The organism is Bacillus sp. FSL M8-0025, from assembly GCF_037975475.1.
GTDB classification, from domain to species: Bacteria; Bacillota; Bacilli; order Bacillales; family Bacillaceae; genus Bacillus; species Bacillus subtilis.
The window spans coordinates 2,168,506-2,193,473 of the sequence record NZ_CP150258.1 but is presented as its reverse complement, the minus strand read 5'-3'; the positions used below and the strand labels follow the sequence as shown (position 1 = coordinate 2,193,473).

28 protein-coding genes are annotated in these 24,968 nt (G+C 44.1%); 27 read left to right on the top strand and 1 reads right to left on the bottom strand.

Going from position 1 to position 24,968, the window contains the following annotated elements; all coding sequences use genetic code 11:
- The first annotated feature begins 31 nt into the window (after positions 1-31).
- The 17 genes from trpE (at position 32) to ypjB (ending at position 15,907) form a co-directional block, all read left to right on the top strand.
- Positions 32-1,579, top strand: coding sequence for an anthranilate synthase component I (gene trpE, locus MKX38_RS11075; RefSeq protein WP_003246124.1), 1,548 nt, complete (start codon positions 32-34; stop codon positions 1,577-1,579).
- Complete coding sequence (trpD, locus tag MKX38_RS11070) at positions 1,551-2,567, top strand: anthranilate phosphoribosyltransferase (protein WP_339187169.1); 1,017 nt, start codon at positions 1,551-1,553, stop codon at positions 2,565-2,567. Before trpE ends, trpD begins: the two co-directional genes overlap by 29 nt.
- Positions 2,560-3,312 carry an indole-3-glycerol phosphate synthase TrpC gene (trpC, locus tag MKX38_RS11065; RefSeq protein ID WP_015251815.1) on the top strand — a complete coding sequence of 251 codons (753 nt, stop codon included), beginning with the start codon at positions 2,560-2,562 and terminating at the stop codon, positions 3,310-3,312. The genes trpD and trpC overlap by 8 nt, the downstream gene beginning before the upstream one ends.
- A 4-nt stretch (positions 3,313-3,316) precedes the next feature.
- On the top strand, positions 3,317-3,964 hold the full coding sequence (locus tag MKX38_RS11060; protein WP_015714169.1) for a phosphoribosylanthranilate isomerase: 648 nt from the start codon (positions 3,317-3,319) through the stop codon (positions 3,962-3,964).
- Entirely contained in the window at positions 3,945-5,147 is a 1,203-nt protein-coding gene (gene trpB / locus MKX38_RS11055) for a tryptophan synthase subunit beta (protein WP_120028319.1), read from the top strand. The genes MKX38_RS11060 and trpB overlap by 20 nt, the downstream gene beginning before the upstream one ends.
- Complete coding sequence (trpA, locus tag MKX38_RS11050; RefSeq protein ID WP_339187164.1) at positions 5,140-5,943, top strand: tryptophan synthase subunit alpha; 804 nt, start codon at positions 5,140-5,142, stop codon at positions 5,941-5,943. The genes trpB and trpA overlap by 8 nt, the downstream gene beginning before the upstream one ends.
- Positions 5,944-5,953: 10 nt before the next feature.
- On the top strand, positions 5,954-7,036 hold the full coding sequence (hisC, locus tag MKX38_RS11045; RefSeq protein ID WP_015714167.1) for a histidinol-phosphate transaminase: 1,083 nt from the start codon (positions 5,954-5,956) through the stop codon (positions 7,034-7,036).
- A 48-nt stretch (positions 7,037-7,084) separates the two neighbouring features.
- A complete protein-coding gene (locus MKX38_RS11040; RefSeq protein ID WP_339187161.1) occupies positions 7,085-8,200 on the top strand; it encodes a prephenate dehydrogenase in 1,116 nt (371 codons plus the stop codon).
- 10 nt (positions 8,201-8,210) lie between these two features.
- Complete coding sequence (gene aroA / locus MKX38_RS11035) at positions 8,211-9,497, top strand: 3-phosphoshikimate 1-carboxyvinyltransferase (RefSeq protein ID WP_015251819.1); 1,287 nt, start codon at positions 8,211-8,213, stop codon at positions 9,495-9,497.
- A gap of 335 nt (positions 9,498-9,832) precedes the next feature.
- The gene (locus MKX38_RS11030) at positions 9,833-11,104 is read left to right on the top strand and encodes a tetratricopeptide repeat protein (RefSeq protein ID WP_032726037.1); all 1,272 of its coding nucleotides are present in this window, start codon (positions 9,833-9,835) and stop codon (positions 11,102-11,104) included.
- A gap of 71 nt (positions 11,105-11,175) precedes the next feature.
- Entirely contained in the window at positions 11,176-11,715 is a 540-nt protein-coding gene (locus MKX38_RS11025; RefSeq protein ID WP_015251820.1) for a ReoY family proteolytic degradation factor, read from the top strand.
- Between the two features lie 54 nt (positions 11,716-11,769).
- Complete coding sequence (locus MKX38_RS11020) at positions 11,770-12,216, top strand: YpiF family protein (RefSeq protein WP_041337728.1); 447 nt, start codon at positions 11,770-11,772, stop codon at positions 12,214-12,216.
- A 142-nt stretch (positions 12,217-12,358) separates the two neighbouring features.
- Positions 12,359-12,862, top strand: a complete 504-nt coding sequence (locus MKX38_RS11015; protein ID WP_003230627.1) for a ubiquinol-cytochrome c reductase iron-sulfur subunit — start codon at positions 12,359-12,361, stop codon at positions 12,860-12,862.
- 1 nt (position 12,863) lies between these two features.
- On the top strand, positions 12,864-13,538 hold the full coding sequence (gene qcrB / locus MKX38_RS11010) for a menaquinol-cytochrome c reductase cytochrome b subunit (protein ID WP_003225560.1): 675 nt from the start codon (positions 12,864-12,866) through the stop codon (positions 13,536-13,538).
- Positions 13,539-13,572: 34 nt separating this feature from the next.
- Positions 13,573-14,340, top strand: a complete 768-nt coding sequence (locus MKX38_RS11005; RefSeq protein WP_003225562.1) for a menaquinol-cytochrome c reductase cytochrome b/c subunit — start codon at positions 13,573-13,575, stop codon at positions 14,338-14,340.
- Positions 14,341-14,450: 110 nt separating this feature from the next.
- A complete protein-coding gene (locus MKX38_RS11000) occupies positions 14,451-15,044 on the top strand; it encodes a DUF1405 domain-containing protein (RefSeq protein ID WP_339187156.1) in 594 nt (197 codons plus the stop codon).
- A gap of 68 nt (positions 15,045-15,112) precedes the next feature.
- The gene (gene ypjB / locus MKX38_RS10995) at positions 15,113-15,907 is read left to right on the top strand and encodes a sporulation protein YpjB (RefSeq protein ID WP_003230633.1); all 795 of its coding nucleotides are present in this window, start codon (positions 15,113-15,115) and stop codon (positions 15,905-15,907) included.
- Positions 15,908-15,948: 41 nt separating this feature from the next.
- Here the strand turns inward: ypjB and MKX38_RS10990 are convergent, their stop codons facing one another.
- Entirely contained in the window at positions 15,949-16,821 is an 873-nt protein-coding gene (locus tag MKX38_RS10990) for a YitT family protein (protein ID WP_003230635.1), read from the bottom strand.
- 139 nt (positions 16,822-16,960) lie between these two features.
- On the opposite strand from MKX38_RS10990, the gene MKX38_RS10985 reads away from it, so the two are divergent.
- From MKX38_RS10985 to panD, 10 genes are all read left to right on the top strand, one after another.
- Positions 16,961-17,296, top strand: a complete 336-nt coding sequence (locus tag MKX38_RS10985; RefSeq protein ID WP_004398044.1) for a nucleotide pyrophosphohydrolase — start codon at positions 16,961-16,963, stop codon at positions 17,294-17,296.
- Positions 17,297-17,307: 11 nt separating this feature from the next.
- On the top strand, positions 17,308-18,111 hold the full coding sequence (dapB, locus tag MKX38_RS10980) for a 4-hydroxy-tetrahydrodipicolinate reductase (protein WP_038429205.1): 804 nt from the start codon (positions 17,308-17,310) through the stop codon (positions 18,109-18,111).
- Between the two features lie 15 nt (positions 18,112-18,126).
- The gene (mgsA, locus tag MKX38_RS10975) at positions 18,127-18,540 is read left to right on the top strand and encodes a methylglyoxal synthase (protein ID WP_003230640.1); all 414 of its coding nucleotides are present in this window, start codon (positions 18,127-18,129) and stop codon (positions 18,538-18,540) included.
- Positions 18,533-19,243 carry a bacillithiol biosynthesis deacetylase BshB1 gene (bshB1, locus tag MKX38_RS10970; RefSeq protein WP_003230642.1) on the top strand — a complete coding sequence of 237 codons (711 nt, stop codon included), beginning with the start codon at positions 18,533-18,535 and terminating at the stop codon, positions 19,241-19,243. The genes mgsA and bshB1 overlap by 8 nt, the downstream gene beginning before the upstream one ends.
- On the top strand, positions 19,240-20,373 hold the full coding sequence (gene bshA, locus MKX38_RS10965; protein ID WP_003230645.1) for an N-acetyl-alpha-D-glucosaminyl L-malate synthase BshA: 1,134 nt from the start codon (positions 19,240-19,242) through the stop codon (positions 20,371-20,373). The genes bshB1 and bshA overlap by 4 nt, the downstream gene beginning before the upstream one ends.
- 4 nt (positions 20,374-20,377) lie before the next feature.
- Positions 20,378-21,571, top strand: coding sequence for a CCA tRNA nucleotidyltransferase (locus tag MKX38_RS10960; protein WP_046663449.1), 1,194 nt, complete (start codon positions 20,378-20,380; stop codon positions 21,569-21,571).
- Complete coding sequence (locus MKX38_RS10955) at positions 21,556-22,533, top strand: biotin--[acetyl-CoA-carboxylase] ligase (RefSeq protein ID WP_339187152.1); 978 nt, start codon at positions 21,556-21,558, stop codon at positions 22,531-22,533. The genes MKX38_RS10960 and MKX38_RS10955 overlap by 16 nt, the downstream gene beginning before the upstream one ends.
- A gap of 245 nt (positions 22,534-22,778) precedes the next feature.
- Entirely contained in the window at positions 22,779-23,612 is an 834-nt protein-coding gene (gene panB, locus MKX38_RS10950) for a 3-methyl-2-oxobutanoate hydroxymethyltransferase (RefSeq protein ID WP_003230652.1), read from the top strand.
- A 1-nt stretch (position 23,613) separates the two neighbouring features.
- Positions 23,614-24,474, top strand: a complete 861-nt coding sequence (gene panC, locus MKX38_RS10945; protein WP_015251826.1) for a pantoate--beta-alanine ligase — start codon at positions 23,614-23,616, stop codon at positions 24,472-24,474.
- A 1-nt stretch (position 24,475) separates the two neighbouring features.
- Positions 24,476-24,859, top strand: a complete 384-nt coding sequence (panD, locus tag MKX38_RS10940; protein ID WP_003225586.1) for an aspartate 1-decarboxylase — start codon at positions 24,476-24,478, stop codon at positions 24,857-24,859.
- The last annotated feature ends 109 nt before the right edge of the window (positions 24,860-24,968 follow it).

The following is a 24,968-nucleotide window of genomic DNA, read 5'->3' as shown; positions in this document are numbered from 1 at the left end:
CTCATTCTCCTTGCCATAAGGAGTGAGAGCAATGAATTTCCAATCAAACATTTCCGCATTTTTAGAGGACAGCTTGTCCCACCACACGATACCGATTGTGGAGACCTTCACAGTCGATACACTGACACCCATTCAAATGATAGAGAAGCTTGACAGGGAGATTACGTATCTTCTTGAAAGCAAGGACGATACATCCACTTGGTCCAGATATTCGTTTATCGGCCTGAATCCATTTCTCACAATTAAAGAAGAGCAGGGCCGTTTTTCGGCCGCTGATCAGGACAGCAAATCTCTTTACACAGGAAATGAACTAAAAGAAGTGCTGAACTGGATGAATACCACATACAAAATCAAAACACCTGAGCTTGGCATTCCTTTTGTCGGCGGAGCTGTCGGGTACTTAAGCTATGATATGATCCCGCTGATTGAGCCTTCTGTTCCTTCGCATACCAAAGAAACAGACATGGAAAAGTGTATGCTGTTTGTTTGCCGGACATTAATTGCGTATGATCATGAAACCAAAAACGTCCACTTTATCCAATATGCAAGGCTCACTGGAGAGGAAACAAAAAACGAAAAAATGGATGTATTCCATCAAAATCATCTGGAGCTTCAAAATCTCATTGAAAAAATGATGGACCAAAAAAACATAAAAGAGCTGTTTCTTTCTGCTGATTCATACAAGACACCCAGCTTTGAGACAGTATCTTCTAATTATGAAAAATCGGCTTTTATGGCTGATGTAGAAAAAATCAAAAGCTATATAAAAGCAGGCGATATCTTCCAGGGTGTTTTATCACAAAAATTTGAGGTGCCGATAAAAGCAGATGCTTTTGAGTTATACCGAGTGCTTAGGATCGTCAATCCTTCGCCGTATATGTATTATATGAAACTGCTAGACAGAGAAATAGTCGGCAGCTCTCCGGAACGGTTAATACACGTTCAAGACGGGCACTTAGAAATCCATCCGATTGCCGGTACGAGAAAACGCGGTGCAGACAAAGCTGAAGATGAGAGACTGAAGGTTGAGCTCATGAAGGATGAAAAAGAAAAAGCGGAGCATTACATGCTCGTTGATCTTGCCCGAAACGATATCGGCAGAGTAGCAGAGTATGGTTCTGTTTCTGTGCCGGAGTTCACAAAAATTGTTTCCTTTTCACATGTCATGCACATTATCTCGGTGGTTACAGGCCGATTGAAAAAAGGGGTTCATCCTGTCGATGCACTGATGTCTGCTTTCCCGGCGGGGACTTTAACAGGCGCACCCAAAATCCGTGCCATGCAGCTTTTGCAAGAACTCGAGCCAACACCGAGAGAGACATACGGAGGGTGTATTGCCTACATTGGGTTTGACGGGAATATCGACTCTTGTATTACGATTCGCACGATGAGTGTAAAGAACGGTGTTGCATCGATACAGGCAGGTGCTGGCATTGTTGCTGATTCTGTTCCGGAAGCCGAATACGAAGAAAGCTGTAATAAAGCCGGTGCGCTGCTGAAAACGATTCATATTGCAGAAGACATGTTTCATAGCAAGGAGGATAAAGCTGATGAACAGATTTCTACAATTGTGCGTTGACGGAAAAACCCTTACTGCCGGTGAGGCTGAAACGCTGATGAATATGATGATGGCAGCGGAAATGACTCCTTCTGAAATGGGGGGGATATTGTCAATTCTTGCTCATCGGGGGGAGACGCCAGAAGAGCTTGCGGGTTTTGTGAAGGCAATGCGGGCACACGCTCTTACAGTCGATGGACTTCCTGATATTGTTGATACATGCGGAACAGGGGGAGACGGTATTTCCACTTTTAATATCTCAACGGCCTCGGCAATTGTTGCCTCGGCAGCTGGTGCGAAAATCGCTAAGCATGGCAATCGCTCTGTCTCTTCTAAAAGCGGAAGCGCTGATGTTTTAGAGGAGCTAGAGGTTTCTATTCAAACCACTCCCGAAGAGGTCAAAAGCAGCATTGAAACAAACAACATGGGATTTCTTTTTGCGCCGCTTTACCATTCGTCTATGAAACATGTAGCAGGTACTAGAAAAGAGCTAGGTTTCAGAACGGTATTTAATCTGCTTGGGCCGCTCAGCAATCCTTTACAGGCGAAGCGTCAGGTGATTGGGGTCTATTCTGTTGAAAAAGCTGGACTGATGGCAAGCGCACTGGAGACGTTTCAGCCGAAGCACGTTATGTTTGTATCAAGCCGTGACGGTTTAGATGAGCTTTCAATTACAGCACCGACCGACGTGATTGAATTAAAGGACGGAGAGCGCCGGGAGTATACCGTTTCACCCGAAGATTTCGGTTTCACAAATGGCAGACTTGAAGATTTACAGGTGCAGTCTCCGAAAGAGAGCGCCTATCTCATTCAGAATATTTTTGAAAATAAAAGCAGCAGTTCCGCTTTATCTATTACGGCTTTTAATGCGGGAGCTGCGATTTACACGGCGGGAATTACCGCCTCACTGAAGGAAGGAACGGAGCTGGCGTTAGAGACGATTACAAGCGGAGGCGCTGCCGCGCAGCTTGAACGACTAAAGCAGAAAGAGGAAGAGATCTATGCTTGAAAAAATCATCAAACAAAAGAAAGAAGAAGTGAAAACACTGGTTTTGCCGGTAGAGCAGCCTTTCGAGAAACGTTCATTTAAGGAGGCGCTGGCAAGCCCGAATCGGTTTATCGGGTTGATTGCCGAAGTGAAGAAAGCATCGCCGTCAAAAGGGCTTATTAAAGAGGATTTTGTGCCTGTGCAGATTGCAATAGACTATGAGGCTGCGAAGGCAGATGCGATTTCCGTTTTAACAGACACCCCGTTTTTTCAAGGGGAAAACAGTTATTTATCAGACGTAAAGCGTGCTGTTTCGATTCCTGTACTTAGAAAAGATTTTATTATTGATTCTCTTCAAGTAGAGGAATCAAGAAGAATCGGAGCGGATGCCATATTGTTAATCGGCGAGGTGCTTGATCCCTTACACCTTCATGAATTATATCTTGAAGCAGGTGAAAAGGGGATGGACGTGCTAGTGGAGGTTCATGATGCATCAACGCTAGAACAAATATTGAAAGTGTTCACACCCGACATTCTCGGTGTAAATAATCGAAACCTAAAAACGTTTAAAACATCTGTAAAGCAGACAGAACAAATCGCATCTCTCGTTCCGAAAGAATCCTTGCTTGTCAGCGAAAGCGGAATCGGTTCTTTAGAACATTTAACATTTGTCAATGAACATGGGGCGCGAGCTGTACTTATCGGTGAATCATTGATGAGACAAACTTCTCAGCGTAAAGCAATCCATGCTTTGTTTGGGGAGTGAGGTTGTGAAGAAACCGGCATTAAAATATTGCGGTATTCGGTCACTAAAGGATTTGCAGCTTGCGGCGGAATCACAGGCTGATTACCTAGGATTTATTTTTGCTGAAAGCAAACGAAAAGTATCTCCGCAAGATGTGAAAAAATGGCTGAACCAAGCTCGTGTCGAAAAACAGGTTGCAGGTGTTTTTGTTAATGAATCAATAGAGACGATGTCACGTATTGCCAAGAGCTTGAAGCTCGACGTCATTCAGCTTCACGGTGATGAAAAACCGGCGGATGCTGCTGCTCTTCGCAAGCTGACAGGCTGTGAAATATGGAAGGCGCTTCACCATCAAGGTAACACAACTCAAGAAATAGCCCGCTTTAAAGATAATGTTGACGGCTTTGTGATTGATTCATCTGTAAAAGGGTCTAGAGGCGGAACTGGTGTTGCATTTTCTTGGGAATGTGTGCCGGAATATCAGCAGGCGGCTATTGGTAAACGCTGCTTTATCGCTGGCGGCGTGAATCCGGATAGCATCACCAGCCTATTGAAATGGCAGCCAGAAGGAATTGACCTTGCCAGCGGAATTGAAAAAAACGGACAAAAAGATCAGAATCTGATGAGTCTTTTAGAAGAAAGGATGAACCGATATGTATCCATATCCGAATGAAATAGGCAGATACGGTGATTTTGGCGGAAAGTTTGTTCCGGAAACACTCATGCAGCCGTTAGATGAAATAGAAACAGCATTTAAACAAATCAAGGATGATCCCGCTTTTCGTGAAGAGTATTATAAGCTGTTAAAGGACTATTCCGGACGGCCGACTGCATTAACATACGCTGATCGAGTCACTGAATACTTAGGCGGCGCGAAAATCTATTTGAAACGAGAAGATTTAAACCATACAGGTTCTCATAAAATCAATAATGCGCTAGGTCAAGCGCTGCTTGCTAAAAAAATGGGCAAAACGAAAATCATTGCTGAAACCGGTGCCGGCCAGCATGGCGTTGCCGCTGCAACAGTTGCAGCCAAATTCGGCTTTTCCTGTACTGTGTTTATGGGTGAAGAGGATGTTGCCCGCCAGTCTCTGAACGTTTTCCGCATGAAGCTTCTTGGAGCGGAGGTAGTGCCTGTAACAAGCGGAAACGGAACATTGAAGGATGCCACAAATGAGGCGATCCGGTACTGGGTTCAGCATTGTGAGGATCACTTTTATATGATTGGATCAGTTGTCGGCCCGCATCCTTATCCGCAAGTGGTCCGTGAATTTCAAAAAATGATCGGAGAGGAAGCGAAGGATCAGTTGAAACATATTGAAGGCACTCTGCCTGATAAAGTAGTGGCATGTGTAGGCGGAGGAAGCAATGCGATGGGTATGTTTCAGGCATTTTTAAATGAAGATGTTGAACTGATCGGCGCTGAAGCAGCAGGAAAAGGAATTGATACGCCTCTTCATGCCGCCACTATTTCGAAAGGAACCGTAGGGGTTATTCACGGTTCATTGACTTATCTCATTCAGGATGAGTTCGGGCAAATTATTGAGCCCTACTCTATTTCAGCCGGTCTCGACTATCCTGGAATCGGTCCGGAGCATGCATACTTGCATAAGAGCGGCCGTGTCACTTATGACAGTATCACTGATGAAGAAGCGGTGGATGCATTAAAGCTTTTGTCAGAAAAAGAGGGGATTTTGCCGGCAATCGAATCTGCCCATGCGTTAGCGAAAGCATTCAAACTCGCCAAAGGAATGGATCGCGGTCAACTCATTCTCGTCTGTTTATCAGGACGGGGAGACAAGGATGTCAACACATTAATGAATGTATTGGAAGAAGAGGTGAAAGCCCATGTTTAAATTGGATCTTCAACCAACAGAAAAATTGTTTATCCCGTTTATTACGGCGGGCGATCCAGTTCCTGAGGTTTCGATTGAACTGGCGAAGTCACTCCAAAAAGCAGGCGCCACTGCATTGGAGCTTGGTGTTGCATACTCTGACCCGCTTGCAGACGGTCCGGTGATCCAGAGGGCTTCAAAGCGGGCACTTGATCAAGGAATGAATATCGTAAAGGCAATCGAATTAGGCGGAGAAATGAAAAAAAACGGAGTGAATATTCCGATTATCCTCTTTACGTATTATAATCCTGTGTTACAATTGAACAAAGAATACTTTTTCGCTTTACTGCGGGAAAATCATATTGACGGTCTGCTTGTTCCGGATCTGCCATTAGAAGAAAGCAACAGCCTTCAAGAGGAATGTAAAAGCCATGAGGTGACGTATATTTCTTTGGTTGCGCCGACAAGCGAAAGCCGTTTGAAAACCATTATTGAACAAGCCGAGGGGTTCGTCTACTGTGTATCTTCTCTGGGTGTGACCGGTGTCCGCAATGAGTTCAATTCATCCGTGTACCCGTTCATTTGTACTGTGAAGAATCTCAGCGCTGTTCCGGTTGCTGTAGGGTTCGGTATATCAAACCGTGAACAGGTCATAAAGATGAATGAAATTAGTGACGGTGTCGTAGTGGGAAGTGCGCTCGTCAGAAAAATAGAAGAATTAAAGGACCGGCTCATCAGCGCTGAAACGAGAAATCAGGCGCTGCAGGAGTTTGAGGATTATGCAATGGCGTTTAGCGGCTTGTACAGTTTAAAATGAGGTGACTGATTTGCGTATCAAAGAACATTTAAAACAGCTGAAGCCTTATCAGCCTGGAAAGCCGATTGAAGCAGTGAAATCAGAATATGGCTTGGATAAAGTGGTGAAGCTTGCTTCAAACGAGAATCCTTACGGCTGTTCAGAGGCTGCAAAAGAGGCGCTTCATCATGAGATTCAACAGCTTGCCCTTTACCCGGACGGGTATAGCGCCGCTTTGCGGACAAGGCTCAGTAAGCACCTCAATGTCAGCGAAACATCACTTATTTTCGGCAACGGTTCTGATGAAATCATACAGATCATCTGCCGGGCATTTTTAAACGATAAAACAAACACGGTTACTGCTGCCCCCACTTTTCCGCAATATAAACATAATGCGGTCATTGAAGGTGCTGAAGTACGTGAAATTGCACTTCGTCCCGACGGCTCACATGATTTAGACGCCATGTTAGAAGCCATCGACGAACAGACACAAGTCGTTTGGATATGCAGCCCGAATAATCCGACTGGCACTTATACATCTGAAGGAGAATTACTCGCATTTCTGGAGCGCGTTCCTTCACGTGTCCTTGTTGTTCTTGACGAAGCATATTATGAATATGTAACAGCAGAGGATTACCCGGAAACCGTGCCGCTCTTAAGCAAGTATTCCAATTTGATGATTTTGCGCACATTTTCAAAGGCATACGGTCTGGCAGCGCTCAGAGTCGGATACGGAATTGCTGACGAGAGCCTGATTCGCCAGATTGAGCCGGCGAGAGAGCCGTTTAATACGAGCCGTCTGGGCCAGGCTGCGGCGATTGCAGCACTTGATGATCAAGCGTTTATTGCTTCCTGTGTCGAGCAAAATAATGCAGGCCTTCAGCAGTATTATGATTTTGCGAAAACTCATGGTTTAAAGTGTTACCCTTCACAGACAAATTTTGTGTTAATTGACTTTAAACGTCCTGCTGATGAACTGTTTCAGGCTCTGCTGGAAAAAGGCTATATCGTCCGGTCAGGAAACGCATTAGGTTTCCCGACATCACTCCGGATTACGATCGGAACAAAAGAGCAAAATGAAGAAATACTTGCCATTTTAGCTGAAATTTTATAAGAGGTGATCAAATATCACCTCTTTAGTCTATAAACCAGGTGATGACGTATGAATCAAATGAAAGATACAATATTGCTCGCCGGTCTCGGATTGATAGGCGGTTCGATTGCCCTAGCCATCAAAAAAAATCATCCCGGCAAACGGATTATCGGAATCGACATCTCTGATGAACAGGCGGTAGCGGCATTAAAATTAGGTGTGATAGACGATCGTGCTGATTCGTTTATTAGCGGTGCGAAAGAGGCAGCTACAGTAATCATTGCGACACCTGTCGAACAAACACTGGTTATGCTTGAAGAGCTGGCTCATTCAGGAATTGAACATGAGCTTTTGATTACGGATGTAGGAAGCACAAAGCAAAAAGTGGTTGATTACGCTGATCAAGTGCTGCCTAGCCGCTATCAATTTGTCGGAGGGCATCCGATGGCGGGTTCACATAAATCAGGAGTGGCCGCTGCGAAGGAGTTCCTGTTTGAAAATGCATTTTATATTTTAACGCCAGGCCAGAAAACGGACAAACAAGCTGTGGAACAGTTAAAAAGCCTGCTGAAGGGGACGAATGCCCATTTTGTGGAAATGTCGCCAGAGGAGCATGATGGTGTTACAAGTGTAATCAGTCATTTTCCGCATATTGTAGCAGCTAGTCTTGTTCACCAAACCCATCATTCGGAAAACCTGTATCCGCTTGTTAAACGTTTTGCTGCCGGCGGGTTCAGAGATATTACAAGGATTGCATCAAGCAGCCCGGCAATGTGGCGGGATATTTTATTACATAATAAAGATAAAATCTTAGACCGTTTTGATGAGTGGATTCGTGAAATTGACAAGATCCGTACATATGTAGAACAAGAAGATGCGGAAAATCTATTTCGTTATTTTAAAACCGCCAAGGATTATCGCGACGGGCTGCCGCTTCGGCAGAAGGGAGCGATACCTGCATTTTATGATTTATATGTGGATGTACCCGATCATCCGGGTGTGATATCCGAGATAACAGCGATTTTAGCTGCGGAACGCATCAGTATCACGAATATCCGCATTATTGAAACACGAGAAGATATTAACGGAATTTTAAGGATCAGTTTTCAGTCTGATGACGACCGCAAAAGGGCAGAACAATGCATTGAAGCCCGGGCGGAATATGAAACTTTTTATGCTGATTGAGGTGGAAAAAATGAAACGAGAAAAGGTGCAGACCTTACATGGAGAAATACATATTCCCGGTGATAAATCCATTTCTCACCGCTCTGTTATGTTTGGCGCGCTAGCGGCAGGCACAACAACAGTTAAAAACTTTCTGCCGGGAGCAGATTGTCTGAGCACGATCGATTGCTTTAGAAAAATGGGTGTTCACATTGAGCAAAGCGGCAGCGATGTCGTGATTCACGGAAAAGGAATCGATGCCCTGAAAGAGCCAGAAAGCCTTTTAGATGTCGGAAATTCAGGTACAACCATTCGCCTGATGCTCGGAATATTGGCGGGCCGACCTTTTTACAGCGCGGTAGCCGGAGATGAGAGCATTGCGAAGCGCCCAATGAAGCGTGTGACTGAGCCTTTGAAAAAAATGGGGGCTAAAATCGACGGCAGAGCCGGCGGAGAATTTACACCGCTGTCGGTGAGCGGCGCTTCATTAAAAGGCATTGAATATGTATCACCTGTTGCAAGCGCGCAAATTAAATCTGCTGTTTTGCTGGCCGGATTACAGGCTGAGGGCACAACAACTGTCACAGAGCCCCATAAATCTCGGGACCACACTGAGCGGATGCTTTCTGCTTTTGGCGTTAAGCTTTCTGAAGATCAAACGAGTGTTTCCATTGCTGGTGGCCAGAAACTGACAGCTGCTGATATTTTTGTTCCTGGAGACATTTCTTCAGCCGCGTTTTTCCTTGCTGCTGGCGCGATGGTTCCAAACAGCAGAATTGTATTGAAAAACGTAGGTTTAAATCCGACTCGGACAGGTATTATTGACGTCCTTCAAAACATGGGGGCAAAACTTGAAATCAAACCATCTGCTGATAGTGGTGCAGAGCCTTATGGAGATTTGATTATAGAAACGTCATCTCTAAAGGCAGTTGAAATCGGAGGAGATATTATTCCGCGTTTAATTGATGAGATCCCTATCATCGCGCTTCTTGCGACTCAGGCGGAAGGAACCACCGTTATCAAGGACGCGGCAGAGCTAAAAGTGAAAGAAACAAACCGCATTGATACTGTTGTTTCTGAGCTTCGCAAGCTGGGTGCTGAAATTGAACCGACAGCAGATGGAATGAAGGTTTATGGCAAACAAACGTTGAAAGGCGGCGCTGCAGTGTCCAGCCACGGAGATCATCGAATCGGAATGATGCTTGGTATTGCTTCCTGTATAACGGAGGAGCCGATTGAAATCGAGCACACGGACGCCATTCACGTTTCTTATCCAACCTTCTTCGAGCATTTAAATAAGCTTTCGAAAAAATCCTGAAGTTTTACTTCAGGATTTTTTATGCAGATCATAATTCGGGGCGAAAAAACATAGCTTGTCTTATAGAGGGGATAGAAAAACGAAAAGGGGGGATGAGCTTTACTTACAAGCCGGCAGGTCAAAGAGCTGCTTTACTGTACAGAGGGCGATCTTCCTTTTTTCATTTTCTATCTCAAGATCTTTTGGTAAACTAATAAGACTCAATAATTCCCTTCCGTACAGAAGCATCTTATTTGCCGGGGGCATTCGTCTGAATTATGATAAGATTAACCCGAACAAATAAAGCTTTTTTTGTATGGTTGATGTTGTATAGGAAAAGAAAGGACCGGTCCGATTTGAATACATTGATTCAAGAAGCCATAAAATTAGTTGAAGCAGGTGAAACAGAAAAAGGCCTCAACACGCTCTCGAAGGCTGAAAAACAGCTGCATGATGAAGATAAAGCCATTGCAGCCCAGCTTTATTACGAGTGGGGCGATGTAGAAAAAGCCATTTCACTGATTAGTGATCTACATGATTTATATCCAAATGAAACAGAACTGACGAATTTCTACGCTGAACTTTTAATAGATATTGACGAAGAAGAAAAAGCCCTCGCTGTGCTGGAGACTATTCCGGAAACAGATCCATCATATCCGGAAAGTTTGCTGCTTATGGCGGATCTTTATCAGATGCAGGGGTTATTCGAAGTCAGTGAACAAAAGCTTTTACAAGCAAAGTCCATTCTGGACAATGAACCTGTTATTGATTTTGCACTGGGAGAACTTTACTTTGCTCAGGGAGCCTATGCAAAAGCGGTTCAATATTTTAAAACAACGGCTGAGGAGCAGGGGGAGATCGGAGGCGTTAATGTCCATCAAAGACTGGCAGAATCGTTAAGTGCCTCAGGTGAATTTGAGGATGCCATTCCATGGTACGAGAAAGCTGTCGATGAGAATCCTGATCCTAATACGATTTTCGGCTATGGTTTTACAGCCTTACAGGCGGGGCTTGTGAAAACAGCTATTAAGCAGCTGTCTGATTTAAAGGAGCTTGATCCATCTTATACTTCACTTTATATGCCGCTCTCGAAAAGCTATGAAGCTGAAGGAATGTATGAAGAGGCATTAAAAACGGCAAAAGAGGGGATCAGATATGATGAATATAACAAAGAACTTTTCCTTTATGCCGCCAAAATGGCCTTAAAAATCGGGAAGTCAGAAGAGGGGAAAAAGCTGCTTCAGGAGGCGCTTGCGCTTGATCCGGGCTTTGTTGAGGCGCTTCATACACTTCTTGCCGTGTATCACAAAGAAGAGGATTATGATCAGATCATTGATCTTATTCAAGAGGTTCGAAGCTACGGTGAAGAAGATCCGAAATACAATTGGTATCTTGCAAGCGCATATACTGAATTAGAGCAATACGAGGAAGCAAAACAATCCTTTGAGGCTGCCTATCTTCATTACCGGGAGGATAGAGATTTCTTATATGAATACGCAAGCTTCCTATTAGAAGAAGGTCTTCAAAAAGAAGCGCTGCCGCTTTTGAAAAAGGTTCTTGAAATGGACGGAGCCAATGAAGAACTGGAAGAAACGATTTTGCGAATCGAGGATGAATTTTCTAGATAAGCAGGAATATTAACCATTCATGTGGAACATATAAGTATATAGATTATACGAACGATAGAGGAGGGAATTACATGCAGACCCCTGTTTCTGTCAATGAGAAAAAAGATTTTATCCGTTGGTTTTTAAACCATTATCAGTTAAAGCGCCGAGAGTGCGTTTGGATCTTGAACTACTTAATGAGCCATGATTCTCTCATGGAGAAGGTTCATTTTGTGGAGCAGGCTGAATTTTGCCCGAGAGGCATTATAATGTCAACACATTGTGTTGAAGAAGTTCCGTTCCGGTTCTATAAAGAGAATGTCATGACTACCGACGCGGAAAAATCTTTTCATGATATTAGATTAAATAAACAGCAGGATTTGTTTATCCAGCTTAATTTCCGTTCGGCTTACAGCTCACCTGAATATGCGGCGGTGCTGGAGTCCAACCCGCATATTCCGAAAAACCTTTTTGAGAATAAAAAAGATCAGGGATTGGCGGAACAGATTTTAGAGCACGCTATTTCCACATTCCAAAGAGAAAAATTATTAAAAGACATTGACGAGGCGTTAGATCGTCATGATAAAGAGGCATTTGAACAATTATCGCGCCAATTAAATCAGCTCACATAATATGACCAGCCTTGCAGTGAATTGCAAGGCTTGTTGCCGTAAAGGGGGAGAACGATGAGGTGGAGAATCACTGATGCCAAGGACTATTTACAAGCTAAGGATTACATTGATACCGCTGTCATACCATTAATTAACATAAGGGTTAATAACCATTTTAAAATGGCGGCGGAGAAAGGCGAGTTTACGCAGCTTCTCTCAGAAGAACTTGAAAGGCAGTTAAAGGGACGGGTATATTTACTTCCACCTTATACATATGTTGATAGAAATGAAATAACCGTTCAAGGGCTTAAGGATTTGCGGGAAGAGCTGATAACGGAATTTCCGCATGTTGTCCTGCTCACATCTGACGAAAGTTGGAGAGCTGAGGATGCGTTAGGCAAAATCATTGTTACACCGTCTGTTCCATTAGAGCATTTAAATGACTCTTTAATAAGAAAAATATTGGATGAACGCACTGCTGAAATTTTGAACGTTTTGTTACAGTTATGGAGCACTTCATAAAAACACTTACATTTCCTTATAAACAATATTTTGGCTATATTGACCTTGCTGAGAGATTCATATATTATGAGGGTGTCTAGAGTTATTGCAATATTTTCTATTTTAGTCAGTTTGCAGGGGTGACCTAGAGGGGGGAGAAGAGATGGGCGGAAAACATGATATATCCAGACGTCAATTTTTGAATTACACGCTCACAGGTGTAGGAGGTTTTATGGCGGCTAGTATGCTCATGCCTATGGTTCGCTTCGCACTCGACCCGGTATTAAAATCGACAGGGAAGCAGGATATGGTTCAGGTTGTCAGCGTTGATGAGTTGACAAAAGAGCCGCAGCGCTTTGATTTTAAAATTAATCAAGTCGATGCCTGGTATGAGTCAGAAGAGTCAAGATCAGCCTGGGTCTTCAAAAACGGGGATGAAATTGTAGCACTTTCGCCAATTTGTAAACATTTAGGGTGTACGGTGAACTGGAATAGTGATCCTAAAAACCCGAATAAATTCTTTTGTCCATGCCATTACGGACTCTATGAAAAGGACGGCACCAATGTCCCTGGCACGCCGCCGCTTGCGCCTCTTGATCATTATGAGCAAGAAGTAAAAGACGGCTTCCTGTATCTTGGAAAAGCAAAGCCTAAGGGGGAAGGGTGACATGCTGAACAAAATTTATGACTGGGTAGACGAGCGGCTTGATATTACACCGATGTGGAGGGATATTGCCGATCACGAAGTACCGGAACATGTGAATCCCGCCCATCATTTCTCTGCGTTTGTGTATTGCTTTGGGGGACTGACGTTTTTTGTAACCGTTATCCAAGTATTATCTGGAATGTTTTTAACGATGTATTATGTGCCTGATATCAAAAATGCCTGGGAATCGGTATATTATTTGCAAAATGAAGTGGCATTCGGCCAGATTGTCAGGGGGATGCACCACTGGGGTGCGAGCCTGGTCATTGTGATGATGTTTTTACATACGCTGAGGGTCTTTTTCCAAGGCGCGTATAAAAAACCGCGCGAGCTGAACTGGATTGTCGGTGTGCTGATCTTTTTTGTTATGCTCGGTCTTGGCTTTACAGGCTACTTGCTTCCTTGGGATATGAAGGCTCTGTTTGCAACAAAAGTCGGGCTGCAGATCGCCGAAGCTACGCCTTTGATCGGAACGCAAGTTAAAACGCTCCTTGCAGGGCATCCGGATATTGTAGGCGCCCAAACGCTGACTAGGTTTTTTGCGATCCATGTATTTTTTCTTCCTGCCGCATTGTTCGGGCTGATGGCTGCACATTTTATTATGATCCGGAAGCAGGGGATTTCAGGACCGCTTTAAACTCTTGATCTGCGAATAAAAGGGAGGGGATGACATGCACCGGGGCAAAGGGATGAAATTTGTAGGCGACTCAAGGATACCGGCTGAAAAAAAGCCGAATATACCGAAGGATTATTCGGAGTATCCCGGTAAAACAGAGGCTTTCTGGCCAAATTTCTTGTTAAAGGAATGGATGGTTGGAGCTGTCTTTCTCATCGGTTTTCTCGTTTTGACGATTGTGCATCAGCCGCCTTTGGAGCGGATGGCGGACCCGACTGATACTGGTTATATTCCGCTGCCGGATTGGTATTTTCTTTTCTTATACCAGCTGTTGAAGTATGAATACGCCGCTGGAAGCTTTACAGTGGTCGGCGCCATGATTATGCCAGGTCTCGCTTTTGGGGCCCTGCTTTTGGCTCCATTCCTAGACAGAGGGACAGAAAGAAGGCCGTGGAAGCGTCCGGTCGCTGTCGGTATGATGCTTCTGGCCATTTCCGCTGCTGTATTTTTGACGTGGCAGTCAGTTGCTACTCATGACTGGGCCAAGGCAGAAGAACAGGGGAAAATTACAAAAGAAGCCGACATTGACACCAATGCAGAAGGATATAAGGTTTTTAAGGAACAGGGCTGTATTTCTTGCCATGGGGATAACCTTCAGGGAGGAGCGGCCGGGCCTTCATTGGTTGACAGCGGGCTGAAACCGGATGAAATCAAAAAAATCGCTGTAGAAGGGAAAGGCAAAATGCCGGCGGGTGTGTTCAAAGGAAATGATAAGCAGCTCGAAGAACTTGCAAAATTTATTTCTGAAACAACCGCAAAATAACGTATTGTGAATTGTCAAATGGAAGGATATACTTTTATTATCAAAAGCTGACCCGGCGTCAGCTTTTTTATTTGGACATATTATTTTTACAGACTGAGAGTTGATTCGATGTGAAATGGTTTCAATATGTATTAGGGCAGCGGCCGATGCTTATTCTTGTCTTAGCCATTAATTTTCTGGGAACGGTTTACGGCTACTATTGGTACTTGCCGCAGCTTTTGGAGACACCGGCACGTTTCCTGATTTTTGTTCCGGACAGTCCGACAGCAACGTTTTTCTTTCTGTTTGTGCTGCTTGCCTTTCTCATGAAACGGAATGCTCCGTTCTTTGAGGCGCTTGCGCTAGTTACCCTCGTAAAGTATGGCCTATGGGCGGTGGCTATGAATTTTCTTGTGCTTGCAGTAACTGGTAACTTGCCGTGGGAGGGCTACATGCTAATTGCTTCGCATTTTGCAATGGCAGTTCAAGGCGTATTATACAGTCCGTATTTTCGTTTTTCATTTTGGCATCTTGCAATTGCTGCAGTCTGGACACTGCATAACGATGTCATTGACTACTTGTTTGATATGATGCCGCAATACTCTATGCTTTCTGATTATATGACTGAAATAGGATACGGAACATTTTGGCTAAGCATCTTTTCAATCGCGCTTGCTTACTTTCTTGTGGTCTCAAAAAAGCAAACGAAGCTTGAGCCGATGTAAAGACAATGTTGGTCTATCCTTGTCCCTTTCTTCATATTCTGTAAGGAGAGAGAGTGGGAGGGACCTGCATGAAACGAAAGCTGACGATCTGTTTGTTGATTGCACTTATTTTTTATAATGGAAATGCCAAGGCTGCAGAGCGGGGAAGCCTCGAGGAATTGAATGATTTATCCGATACAGTCTTTCAAATGACCCGACAGGCGAAATATGAAGAGGCGCTTCAAGTCTTGGAGTATTTTGAAAAAACATTAAAATCCGCTGAGAAAAAACAGCAAGACCCCATGCTAACGGGAGCCCAAATTCGTCAAATCACATTGGGCTATAATGATATGGTTCGGAGTTTAAAGCAAGCTGATACATCAGACACACAAAAACTCAGAGCAGCCGCGCAGTTCAGAATGCTGATGGATGCGGTTGACAATCGGTCTGACCCGCTTTGGGGCTCACTGGAAAAACCGATTATGGAAGCTTTTACTGAACTGAAGCGAGATGTCCAAAAGAATGGAAGCACAAGCTTTCATGAAAAATGGAATGAATTTATCAGTTTATATGACTTGATTTACCCCAGTCTTACAATCGATGTATCAGAGGATCAGCTTGAAACTGTCGGAAAACATATAGATGTTATTGAGCAAGAGGAATTTCAGCAAATGACAGAGAGCACGAAGCTTGAACGGCTTTCCCTTCTTCAGCATGACCTGAAAAATGTGTTTGACAGGGTGGAGGAGGATGATGCCGATCCGTCTTTACTCTGGGTGATCATTACAACCGGCAGTATCATCATTACTGCTCTTACCTATGTCGGTTACAGAAAGTACAAGGCGGAAAAAAACAAGCTGAAAAAAAGGGACTACCCTAAATAAGGATGAGGGGCGGCGGTCAGCCGCCTTTTTTCTATTACATGTCAGCGCGGAAGCGGATTTTTATTTTCATCAAGCGTAAATCCTTCTCCGAGCACATCGTGAACATCGCTTACCGCTACAAAGGCATGGGGATCAATGGAGTTAATCACGCTTTTCAGCATCACCAATTCGTTTTTCGGCACCACACAATAAAGTACATCTATATCCTCTTTTGTGTAGGAACCTTGTCCTTTCAAAATGGTGACGCCCCGTTCCATTTCTTCAAGAATCTTTTTCTGAATCAGGTCGTTTTTCGAAGAGATGATCGTAGCGCCTTTAGCAGCGTATCCGCCTTCCTGAATAAAATCGATTAATCTTGCCGCTACAAATACAGCTACCAGCGTATACATCGCTTCTTTATAGGAGAGATAAGTAAGCAAAGACAAAATGATGACGCAGGCATCGAAAGCAAACATCGTTCTGCCCATCGGGATCCCAAAATACTTATTCACTAAACGTGCGATGATATCAACACCGCCTGTCGTACCGCCGAACTTAAAAATAATACCCAGTCCGGCTCCGATGAATACGCCGGCAAATAAAGCGGCGAGCGCTAAGTCGTGCTGAAGAGGCATATGGATTTCATATCGCTGAAAGATGCTGAGGAACAAAGACAAGGCTACAGTGCCGACAAGGGTATAAACAAACATTGTCCTGCCGAGCAAACGCCAGCCAATAAAAAAAATCGGAATGTTCAACACCAGGTTCGAGATAGAGGGGCTGATGTGGAAAAGGGCATAAAGCAAAAGTGTAATACCTGTAAAACCGCCCTCAGCCAGATTGTTCTGCATATTGAAATGAACCAAGCCAAATGAAAAAATTGCCGCTCCGATTAAAATAAAAAATATGTTTTTTAATCTAATTTCTCCAAGCATCACACAAAACCCCTTTTCCTTCCATTAGATAGCGTTTATATTATAGTGGATGAAAAAGAAAACAGCAAACGTGCTTAAACATTTGTCAAACGTATCTGAATTAGCTAACATGTAAGAGGATGATAGGAGGTTTCGTTCAGTGAGTGATAAAACAATGAAAGACATACAGGCTGAAGTAGACCGTTACATCGGCCAATTTAAAGAAGGATATTTTAGCCCGCTGGCCATGATGGCGAGGCTGACTGAAGAACTGGGCGAGCTTGCCAGAGAAGTGAATCACCGTTATGGAGAAAAACCAAAAAAAGCGACTGAAGATGATAAAAGCATGGAAGAGGAAATGGGCGATGTGCTATTTGTATTGGTTTGTTTAGCCAACTCTCTTGATATCTCTTTAGAGGAAGCTCACGACCGAGTCATGCATAAATTTAATACAAGAGATAAAGATCGCTGGACCAGAAAAGAAGAAGGAAAGTAGAGGAGATCAAGATGTCAAACGAAACAATTAAAGTAGTCATTGCGGGACCGCGTGGAAGAATGGGGCAGGAAGCTGTTAAATTGGCAGAACGAACACCTCATTTTGACCTTGTCGGGGCCATAGACCATACATACGATCAGCAAAAATTATCTGATGTGATGCCTGTTGAGTCAGATGCTTACATTTACACAGATATCCATGCCTGTTTTACAGAAACACAACCGGATGTCTTGATTGACTTAACAACGCCCGAAATCGGAAAAGTACATACAAAAATTGCATTAGAGCACGGAGTCCGTCCAGTTGTCGGAACAACCGGTTTCTCAGAAGCTGATTTAAAAGAGCTCACATCTTTAACAGAAGAAAAAGGGATCGGAGCCATCATCGCGCCAAATTTTGCGCTCGGTGCGATACTGATGATGAAATTTTCAAAAATGGCTGCCAACTATTTTGAGGATGTTGAGATTATTGAGCTTCATCATGACCAGAAGCTTGACGCACCAAGCGGAACTGCGCTTAAAACAGCGGAAATGATTTCAGAAGTCCGTAAAGAAAAGCAGCAAGGACATCCGGATGAAAAAGAAATTCTCCCAGGAGCAAGAGGAGCGGAGCAAAACGGTATTCGCTTGCACAGCGTCCGTCTTCCGGGACTGATCGCGCATCAGGAGGTCATGTTCGGCATGGATGGCCAAACGCTTCAGATACGCCATGATTCTTATAACCGTGCTTCTTTCATGTCAGGCGTTAAACTGTCAGTCGAACAAGTCATGAAGATTGATCAGCTTGTGTATGGTTTAGAAAATATCATTGATTAGACGGGGGGATAAACAATGAAAATTGCTTTGATCGCGCATGACAAGAAAAAACAGGATATGGTTCAATTTACGACTGCCTATCGGGATATTTTAAAGAATCATGATCTATACGCAACCGGAACCACAGGGTTGAAAATTCATGAGGCGACAGGTCTTCAAATTGAACGTTTTCAATCCGGCCCTTTAGGGGGAGACCAGCAAATCGGTGCACTGATCGCTGCCAATGCACTCGATCTTGTCATTTTTTTGCGCGACCCGCTGACCGCGCAGCCGCATGAACCGGATGTCTCGGCATTAATCCGTTTATGTGATGTGTATTCCATTCCGCTCGCCACAAATATGGGTACTGCGGAAATTCTTGTGCGCACACTTGATGAAGGTGTTTTCGAATTCCGTGACCTTCTTCGGGGAGAAGAGCCGAATGTATAATGCTGACGTTCTTGCTTTTGGCGCCCACAGTGATGATGTCGAGATCGGAATGGGCGGCACAATAGCGAAGTTTGTCAAACAGGAAAAAAAAGTAATGATATGCGATTTGACAGAAGCGGAACTCTCTTCTAACGGTACGGTCAGTTTGCGTAAAGAAGAAGCAGCTGAAGCAGCCCGCATATTAGGCGCAGATAAAAGAATTCAGCTAACGCTTCCAGACCGCGGCCTAATAATGAGTGATCAGGCAATTCGGTCAATTGTCACTGTCATCAGAATCTGTCGGCCAAAAGCGGTTTTTATGCCGTATAAAAAGGATCGCCATCCGGATCACGGCAATGCGGCTGCACTGGTGGAAGAAGCGATCTTTTCCGCCGGAATCCATAAATATAAAGACGAAAAAAGCCTTCCGGCGCATAAAGTCAGCAAGGTTTACTATTATATGATAAATGGTTTTCATCAGCCGGATTTTGTTATTGATATCTCGGATACAATAGAGGCAAAGAAACAAAGCCTCAACGCCTACAAAAGCCAGTTTATCCCGTCAAAGGATTCCGTTTCTACTCCTCTGACGAATGGGTATATTGAAATCGTTGAAGCGAGAGAAAAGCTTTACGGTAAAGAAGCGGGCGTGGAGTATGCCGAAGGTTTCTTTTCCAAACGGATGCTGATGCTTGATCATGATGTGCTTGGGGGGGAACAATGAGAAAACTAAAAATAGGAATCACATGCTATCCGAGCGTTGGAGGCTCAGGTATCATTGCGACAGAACTGGGGAAGCAGCTTGCTGAAAAGGGACATGAAATCCATTTCATCACATCAAGCATTCCGTTTAGACTGAATACATATCATCCCAATATTCATTTTCATGAAGTTGAGGTTAATCAATATGCTGTTTTTAAGTATCCTCCGTATGATTTGACATTGGCAAGCAAAATCGCTGAGGTGGCGGAACGGGAGAATTTAGACATTATCCATGCTCACTATGCTCTCCCGCATGCCGTTTGCGCCTATCTTGCAAAACAAATGCTGAAACGCAATATCGGCATTGTTACCACTTTGCATGGCACGGATATCACGGTGTTAGGTTATGATCCGTCTCTAAAAGATCTGATCCGTTTTGCTATTGAGTCATCAGACAGGGTGACGGCCGTCTCCTCAGCGCTTGCGGCTGAAACATACGATTTAATTAAACCGGAGAAAAAAATTGAAACGATTTATAACTTTATAGACGAGCGCGTGTATCTGAAGAAAAACACAGCGGCAATTAAAGAGAAACATGGAATTTTACCAGATGAAAAAGTCGTCATCCATGTGTCCAACTTCAGAAAAGTTAAACGCGTGCAGGATGTCATCCGTGTGTTCCGCAATATCGCTGGCAAAACGAAAGCGAAGCTGCTTTTAGTCGGAGACGGTCCGGAGAAATCGACAGCCTGCGAGCTTATCAGAAAATATGGCTTGGAAGACCAAGTCTTAATGCTTGGAAATCAAGACCGTGTTGAAGATCTTTATTCTATTAGCGATTTGAAGCTGCTGCTATCTGAAAAAGAAAGCTTTGGCCTTGTCCTGCTTGAAGCGATGGCTTGCGGAGTGCCTTGTATTGGAACAAACATTGGCGGTATCCCTGAGGTTATAAAAAACAATGTGAGCGGATTTTTGGTGGATGTCGGTGATGTTACGGCCGCAACAGCCCGCGCGATGAGCATTTTAGAAGATGAACAGCTAAGCAATCGTTTTACAAAGGCGGCAATAGAGATGCTTGAAAATGAATTTTCTTCTAAAAAAATTGTCAGCCAGTATGAACAGATTTATGCCGATTTAGCAGAACCGGAGTGATCACATGGAAAAAGTTTTTATCAAAGCACTTCCCGTGCTCCGCATCTTAATCGAAGCGGGCCATCAGGCTTATTTTGTCGGGGGCGCAGTTCGTGACAGCTATATGAAACGAACGATCGGAGATGTCGATATCGCGACAGATGCGGCACCTGATCAAGTAGAACGGCTGTTTCAGCGGACTGTTGATGTAGGCAAAGAGCACGGGACCATTATTGTGCTCTGGGAGGATGAAACCTATGAAGTCACGACATTCCGGACTGAATCTGATTATGTTGATTTCAGAAGACCGTCAGAAGTGCAATTTATCTCATCATTAGAAGAGGATCTAAAACGCAGAGATTTAACGATCAATGCGATGGCCATGACAGCGGACGGGAAGGTGCTTGATTATTTTGGCGGCAAGAAAGATATTGATCAGAAAGTGATTCGAACCGTTGGAAAGCCTGAGGATAGATTTCAAGAGGATGCGCTTCGTATGCTGAGAGCCGTACGCTTTATGAGCCAGCTTGGCTTTACGCTTTCACCGGAAACAGAAGAAGCCATTGCGAAAGAAAAATCACTCCTCTCCCATGTTTCAGTCGAACGAAAAACTATAGAGTTCGAGAAATTGCTGCAGGGAAGAGCTTCTCGCCAGGCGCTTCAAACACTCATTCAAACGAGATTGTATGAAGAGCTTCCTGGTTTTTATCATAAACGAGAAAACCTGATTTCAACGAGTGAGTTTCCATTCTTCTCTTTAACATCCCGTGAGGAACTTTGGGCTGCTCTTTTAATTAACCTTGACATAGTCTTGAAAGACGCGCCCCTTTTCCTGAAAGCCTGGAAGCTCCCGGGAAAAGTGATCAAGGAAGCCATTCACATTGCCGATACGTTTGGCCAGAGCCTTGACGTAATGACAATGTACAGAGCTGGGGAAAAAGCACTGCTCTCAGCGGCCAAAATATCGCAGCTTCGGCAAAACGAAAAACTGGATGAAAAGAAACTGAAGGACATTCAGTACGCTTATCAAAACCTGCCGATCAAAAGCCTTAAGGATCTTGATATCACGGGTAAGGACTTGCTTGCGCTTCGAAACCGGCCGGCCGGAAAATGGGTGTCAGAAGAATTACAGCGGATCGAGCAGGCTGTTGTGACAGGGAAGCTCTCCAATCAAAAGAAACACATAGAGGAGTGGCTGAAGACATGCGGTCAACATTAAGAAAAGACCTTATTGAATTATTTTCTCAGGCCGGCAATGAATTTATTTCCGGCCAAAAAATCAGTGATGCTCTCGGCTGTTCAAGAACTGCTGTGTGGAAGCATATTGAAGAGCTTCGGAAAGAGGGTTATGAAGTAGAAGCCGTTAGAAGAAAAGGATATCGGCTCATCAAAAAGCCCGGAAAACTCAGTGAAAGCGAAATTCATTTTGGATTAAAAACGGAAGTGATGGGCCAGCATCTTATTTACCATGACGTTCTTTCAAGCACGCAAAAAACGGCTCATGAGCTCGCGAATAATAACGCACCGGAAGGCACCCTCGTGGTGGCTGACAAACAAACAGCCGGAAGGGGCCGAATGTCTAGGGTATGGCATTCTCAAGAAGGAAACGGTGTTTGGATGAGCCTGATTTTGCGGCCTGACATTCCGCTCCAAAAAACACCGCAGCTGACTCTTCTTGCTGCAGTAGCTGTTGTGCAGGGAATAGAAGAGGCAGCAGGCATCCAAACGGATATTAAATGGCCAAATGATATTTTGATTAACGGAAAAAAAACAGTTGGCATCCTAACGGAAATGCAGGCTGAAGAAGATCGCGTACGTTCAGTGATCATTGGGATCGGCATTAACGTTAACCAGCAGCCTAATGATTTTCCAGATGAATTGAAGGACATCGCGACAAGCCTCTGCCAAGCTGCTGGGGAAAAAATTGATCGGGCCGGCGTCATCCAGCATATTTTACTATGCTTTGAGAAACGGTACCGGGATTATATGACGCACGGATTTACGCCGATTAAGCTTTTATGGGAAAGCTATGCGCTCGGTATTGGCACTAATATGAGAGCCAGAACGTTAAACGGAACCTTTTACGGTAAGGCGTTAGGTATAGATGATGAAGGCGTTCTGCTTTTAGAAACGAACGAAGGCATTAAAAAAATCTACTCTGCCGATATCGAATTGGGCTAATGTGTTGGTACAAGCCCGTTGATTTTGGTATACTTCCATTGGGCAGTATCGCCTGCGAACTGCACCTATTGTTAAAATAGATAGACATTGCAGCAGTCTGCCTTGATCCAAAAAAGGACTGGGACAGAGGGATGAAACTCGCCGAACTTTAGAAAGTGAAGAATCCTTCTCGTTGTAACGGAAGGTTTTTTGGCTTGCAGAAGAAAACGGCAGATCATCTCCTCTAAACATGAGGAGGAGAAAACATGAAAACAAAACTGGATTTTCTAAAAATGAAGGAGTCTGAAGAACCGATTGTCATGCTGACCGCTTATGATTATCCGGCAGCTAAACTTGCTGAACAAGCGGGAGTTGACATGATTTTAGTCGGTGATTCACTCGGAATGGTCGTCCTCGGCCTTGATTCAACTGTCGGTGTGACAGTTGCGGACATGATCCATCATACAAAAGCCGTTAAAAGGGGTGCGCCGAATACCTTTATTGTGACAGATATGCCGTTTATGTCTTATCACCTGTCCAAGGAAGATACGCTGAAAAATGCAGCGGCTATCGTTCAGGAAAGCGGAGCTGACGCACTGAAGCTTGAGGGCGGAGAAGGCGTGTTTGAATCCATTCGCGCATTGACGCTTGGAGGCATTCCAGTAGTCAGTCACTTAGGTTTGACACCGCAGTCAGTCGGCGTACTGGGCGGCTATAAAGTACAGGGCAAAGACGAACAAAGCGCCAAAAAATTAATAGAAGACAGTATAAAATGCGAAGAAGCAGGAGCTATGATGCTTGTGCTGGAATGTGTGCCGGCAGAACTCACAGCCAAAATTGCCGAGACGCTAAGCATACCGGTCATTGGAATCGGGGCTGGTGTGAAAGCAGACGGACAAGTTCTCGTTTATCATGATATTATCGGCCACGGTGTTGAGAGAACACCTAAATTTGTAAAGCAATATACGCGCATTGATGAAACCATCGAAACAGCAATCAGCGGATATGTTCAGGATGTAAGACATCGTGCTTTCCCTGAACAAAAGCATTCCTTTCAAATGAACCAGACAGTGCTTGACGGCTTGTACGGGGGAAAATAAGATGAGACAGATTACTGATATTACACAGCTGAAAGAAGCCATAAAACAATACCATTCAGAGGGCAAGTCAATCGGATTTGTTCCGACGATGGGGTTTCTGCATGAGGGGCATTTAACCTTAGCAGACAAAGCAAGACAAGAAAACGACGCCGTTATTATGAGTATTTTTGTGAATCCTGCACAATTCGGCCCTAATGAAGATTTTGAAGCATATCCGCGCGATATTGAGCGGGATGCAGCTCTTGCAGAAAACGCCGGAGTTGATATTCTTTTTACGCCAGATACTAAGGATATGTATCCCGGTGAAAAGAATGTCACGATTCATGTAGAAAGACGCACAGACGTGTTATGCGGGCGCTCAAGAGAAGGACATTTTGACGGGGTCGCGATCGTACTGACGAAGCTTTTCAATCTAGTCAAGCCGACTCGTGCCTATTTCGGTTTAAAAGATGCGCAGCAGGTAGCTGTTGTTGATGGGTTAATCAGTGACTTCTTCATGGATATTGAATTGGTTCCTGTCGATACGGTCAGAGAGGAAGACGGCTTAGCCAAAAGCTCTCGCAATGTATACTTAACAGCTGAGGAAAGAAAAGAAGCGCCTAAGCTGTATCGGGCCCTTCAAACAAGTGCGGAACTGATCCAAGCCGGTGAAAGAGATCCTGAAGCGGTGATAAAAGCTGCAAAAGAAATCATTGAAACGACTAGCGGAACCATAGACTATGTAGAGCTTTATTCCTATCCGGAACTCGAGCCTGTGAATGAAATTGCTGGAAAGATGATTCTCGCTGTTGCAGTTGCTTTTTCAAAAGCGCGTTTAATAGATAATATCATTATTGATATTCGAGAAATGGAGAGAATATAATATGTATCGAACAATGATGAGCGGCAAACTTCACAGGGCAACTGTTACGGAAGCAAACCTGAACTATGTGGGAAGCATTACAATTGATGAAGATCTCATTGATGCTGTGGGAATGCTTCCTAATGAAAAAGTACAAATTGTGAATAATAATAATGGAGCACGTCTTGAAACGTATATTATTCCTGGTAAACGGGGAAGCGGCGTCATATGCTTAAACGGTGCAGCCGCACGCCTTGTGCAGGAAGGAGATAAGGTCATTATTATTTCCTACAAAATGATGTCTGATCAAGAAGCGGCAAGCCACGAGCCGAAAGTGGCTGTTCTGAATGATCAAAACAAAATTGAACAAATGCTGGGAAACGAACCAGCACGTACAATTTTGTAGAAGAAAATCCCCCTTTATCGGGGGTTTTCTTTTAAGATTTTGAGAGTAAAACGGTTTTGCCGCTCCATTTCCGTACAAAACGTGTTACACTTTTGTCGTATGCAAGAAT